We start from the raw sequence: 3,182 nt of genomic DNA on the forward strand, positions 1-3,182 counted from the left end.
CGGCGCTCGACTCCGGGCACCTCGCCGGTGCGGCCCTCGACGTGCTCGACCAGGAGCCCCCGACCCCGGGGCATCCGCTCCTCGGACGCGAGGATGTCGTGCTGACACCGCACATCGCGTATTTCTCGGCCCGCACCGAGATCGAGTACGTGCGCATCCAGGCGCAGAACGCGGTGTCGCTCGTCGAGTCGGGCGCACCCGACTCGCCGGTCAACCGTCTCGCCTGACCGGCCGAGGAGCACCGATGGCCGGCATCCATCTGCACCATCACGACCTGCTCCACGAGGGGCCGGACGCCATCCGTCCCCGGCTGGCGCGCATCGACGACGTCACGCAGCTGTTCGTGCAGGTCAACGACATCTTCGAGCGCAACCCGTCGCCGATCGGGACGCTCGAGCGCAACCCGGTGGCCGACGTGATCCTCGGCGAAGGCCTCGTCTACGCGGACGTCGACGTCGCCGGCCTCTCCCCCGAGCTGCACCAGCAGTCCCGGACGGATGCCGCGGACGACCCGCTCGCGATCGTGCGCGCCTCGACGCTCGGCGACGACTACGAGATCGTGCCGTGGCTCAACATCACGAACGGCGCGTGGACGGGCGACATCGCCGGCAACGGCGTCGTCGACTACCGCGGGCGTCCCGTCGACCGCTGGCTGTGCCCGAACGGACCCCTCGTCGCGCCGATGTGGGGCCGGGTGATCGTGGCGCTCGTGGAGCGGTACGGTTACCGGCGGTTCCTCATCGACCGCATCCGCTACCCGGACTGGGGCGGCGAGCAGGTGCGTCCGGCGAACCTGCTCAGCTGCTTCTGCGACCGGTGCCTCACGCTGATGGCCGAGCAGGGCATCGATGGCGAGGCGTTGCGCGCAGAGCTGACGATGATCGCCGGGCTCATGAAGGCCGGCGAGTTCGAGGCCGCGCGCGAGCGGTTCGTCGCGGAGCCGCTCGTGCGGGGCTGGCTGCGCTTCCGGCAGCGGAGCGTCGCCGCGATGGTCGACGCGATCGGGCGCCTCGTCCGCGAGCGCGAGCCCGACGTGGAGCTGTGGCTCGACCTGTGGCCGCCGGCGTACTCGTGGATCCTCGGGCAGGACTACGGGATGCTTACCGCGCTGTCGCCACGGCTGAAGCACTTCCCCTACCACCGTCTCGGCGGCGGCGCCGACGTGCAGAGTCTCATCGATCACTTCGGGCACGACGACGAGGCCCGCGAGCGCGCGTTCGCCGCCTTCACGCGGCTGTTCGGCTTGGACTACGGGCAGACCTACGCCGAGTTCCGTGCCGACGGCTTCCCGATCCGCCTCGTCGAGGACCAGAACCGGCGGGCGCGCGACGAGTCCCGGCCGGGCACGTACGTCTACTCCGGCGTGCAGATGTGGAACCTGCCGCCCGACGAACTGCACCGCGCCGCCGTCGCGACCTACGCGAGCGCCGCCGACGACGTCATCTACTACTGCTACGGCTGGGCCGCGACAGATCTGTTCGGGGCGAGCAACGGGGCCCGCGCCACGGCGCGGCCTACGGGCTCTGCCGGATCTACGAGAACGAGTGGCGCCGGCTGACGCGTACGGTCTGAGCCGCGCAACTCGCCCTGGACCGCGCGGTCGCCGTCGGCTCGCGTCAGTCGAGCGCGATGCGCCACGCCCGAACGATCTCAGCACCGGACCAAGAGCGGCTCGGTACGGAACGGGCCGGATTGCCACGCAAGAACGGACCGCGGCGGCCGCAGCAACAACGTCGCGGCACCAGCCCACAGTGCGAGAACCGTCGCCGCGATCGGGATGTCGATCCCGAAAGCGTCGTCGCCGTTGTTGTCACCCCAGACGAGGGTCGAACGGACGATCAGCCAGCCACCCGCCGCCATGCCGACGAGCATGATCAGCGGCGAGACGCGGAAGAGCCTCCAATAGACGGATGGAGGGAGAGGACCGTTGCTTCGTCGCGATCGCACACGCCTCGTCACCAGACGAGCATATGACCGTGCAGATCGATGATCATCCAACTCCTGGTTCCGGACGAGCCTGCCCTCTCACCCACGCACACTCTGGTCGGAATGAGTACGAAGATCCACGGGCGACGACGACGGTCATCCCGCCGGGAATCGGGGGATAGCCCCCGTGCGCGCGAGCCGACGATGACGCAGGCTGGAGACATGAACGAACTCGTCAGGCCCCGTCAGGGCCGCATGATCGCCGGCGTCTGCGCCGCCATCGCACACCGCTTCGGCTGGAACACCACGTTGGTGCGTGTCCTCACCGTGGTCGCCGTCCTCTTCGCCGGCCTCTCGCTCTGGGTGTACCTGCTCCTCTGGCTCGTCATCCCCGTCGAGCGCTGAGACCGGCGCGCGGACGGCGGACGCCCCGCCGCGCTTCGGTCAGAGCTTCACGGCGTTCGCGGCTGCACGCGGTAGTGCAGATGCGTGACGCCGTGGTCCGCCGCGATCACGCGGACGCGCTCCAGCTCGATGTGATCGGGGCCGAGCCGGTCGAACAACCGCCGCCCCTCGCCGAGGAGCACCGGGATCACGTGCAGCTCGAGCTCGTCGAGCACTCCGGCGGCGAGCGCCGCCTGTGCGACGCCGGCGCCGTGCACGAGCACGTTGCGGTGGCCTGCGGCATCCTTCGCGCGCGACATCGCCTCGCGGATGTCGGGAACGTACGTGACCCGCGGCCGCGACCTCTCCGCGTCGGTCGCGGCCTCCGGGCCGAAGATGAAGATCGACACCCCGCCGTGGTGGTCGCCGCCCCAGTAGTCCGCCGGCTCGGCCGTCCCGCGCCCGGCGACCACCGCGCCGGTGGCGAGGAACTCGTCGAGCACGGGGCCGCTGAAGTCCCACTCGTGCAATCGGATGCCGCCATCGCCAAGCCCGTTGTCGACGGTCTCGTTCGGGCCGGCGATGAAGCCGTCGAGCGACATGGACATGTAGAGGACCGTTGCAGACATCGCTGCCTCCCTGTGGGGTCGTACGCCGGGTACGAGTCGATTCTCGCGGCACGCCCCCGCGACCCGCACGGCGCACTCGCCGCTACCGCCTTCGAGAACGGCAGGGCGTCGCGCGCGACGTGTTCCGGATCCGATCGGGTACGCGACCTCTCGAATCCTTCCGAGAGTGTACTAGCACATGTGCTAGTACGTGCTCTAAGCTGACGGTATGACAGAAGGTGTGGGAGGGAAGACCCGCGCGCG

5 protein-coding genes are annotated in these 3,182 nt (G+C 69.9%); 3 read left to right on the forward strand and 2 right to left on the reverse strand.

What is annotated here, in order from left to right; translation table 11 throughout:
• Positions 1-227, forward strand: a 227-nt coding sequence (locus tag WML84_RS14125) for an NAD(P)-dependent oxidoreductase (RefSeq protein WP_347346775.1), incomplete at its 5' end; no start/stop codon positions are given.
• Positions 228-244: 17 nt separating this feature from the next.
• A complete protein-coding gene (locus tag WML84_RS14130) occupies positions 245-1,558 on the forward strand; it encodes a hypothetical protein (protein WP_347346776.1) in 1,314 nt (437 codons plus the stop codon).
• Between the two features lie 92 nt (positions 1,559-1,650).
• Here WML84_RS14130 and WML84_RS14135 read toward each other — a convergent pair whose 3' ends face one another.
• Positions 1,651-1,872 (reverse strand): hypothetical protein, encoded by a 222-nt coding sequence (locus tag WML84_RS14135; protein WP_347346777.1) that lies wholly within the window; start codon positions 1,870-1,872, stop codon positions 1,651-1,653.
• A gap of 276 nt (positions 1,873-2,148) precedes the next feature.
• On the opposite strand from WML84_RS14135, the gene WML84_RS14140 reads away from it, so the two are divergent.
• On the forward strand, positions 2,149-2,331 hold the full coding sequence (locus WML84_RS14140) for a PspC domain-containing protein (protein ID WP_347346778.1): 183 nt from the start codon (positions 2,149-2,151) through the stop codon (positions 2,329-2,331).
• 47 nt (positions 2,332-2,378) lie between these two features.
• On the opposite strand, the gene WML84_RS14145 is transcribed toward WML84_RS14140, so the two are convergent.
• Positions 2,379-2,939, reverse strand: a complete 561-nt coding sequence (locus tag WML84_RS14145; RefSeq protein ID WP_347346779.1) for a dihydrofolate reductase family protein — start codon at positions 2,937-2,939, stop codon at positions 2,379-2,381.
• Between the last annotated feature and the right edge of the window lie 243 nt (positions 2,940-3,182).

Origin of the sequence: Microbacterium sp. (assembly GCF_039812165.1) — a bacterium.
Lineage (GTDB): Bacteria > Actinomycetota > Actinomycetes > Actinomycetales > Microbacteriaceae > Microbacterium.

What these genes read in the sequence shown, in the direction of transcription:
- WML84_RS14130 (WP_347346776.1), top strand. Translation starts at nt 245, where the DNA reads ATGGCCGGCATCCATCTGCACCATCACGACCTGCTCCACGAGGGGCCG.
- WML84_RS14135 (WP_347346777.1), bottom strand. Translation starts at nt 1,872, where the DNA reads ATGCTCGTCGGCATGGCGGCGGGTGGCTGGCTGATCGTCCGTTCGACC.
- WML84_RS14140 (WP_347346778.1), top strand. Translation starts at nt 2,149, where the DNA reads ATGAACGAACTCGTCAGGCCCCGTCAGGGCCGCATGATCGCCGGCGTC.
- WML84_RS14145 (WP_347346779.1), bottom strand. Translation starts at nt 2,939, where the DNA reads ATGTCTGCAACGGTCCTCTACATGTCCATGTCGCTCGACGGCTTCATC.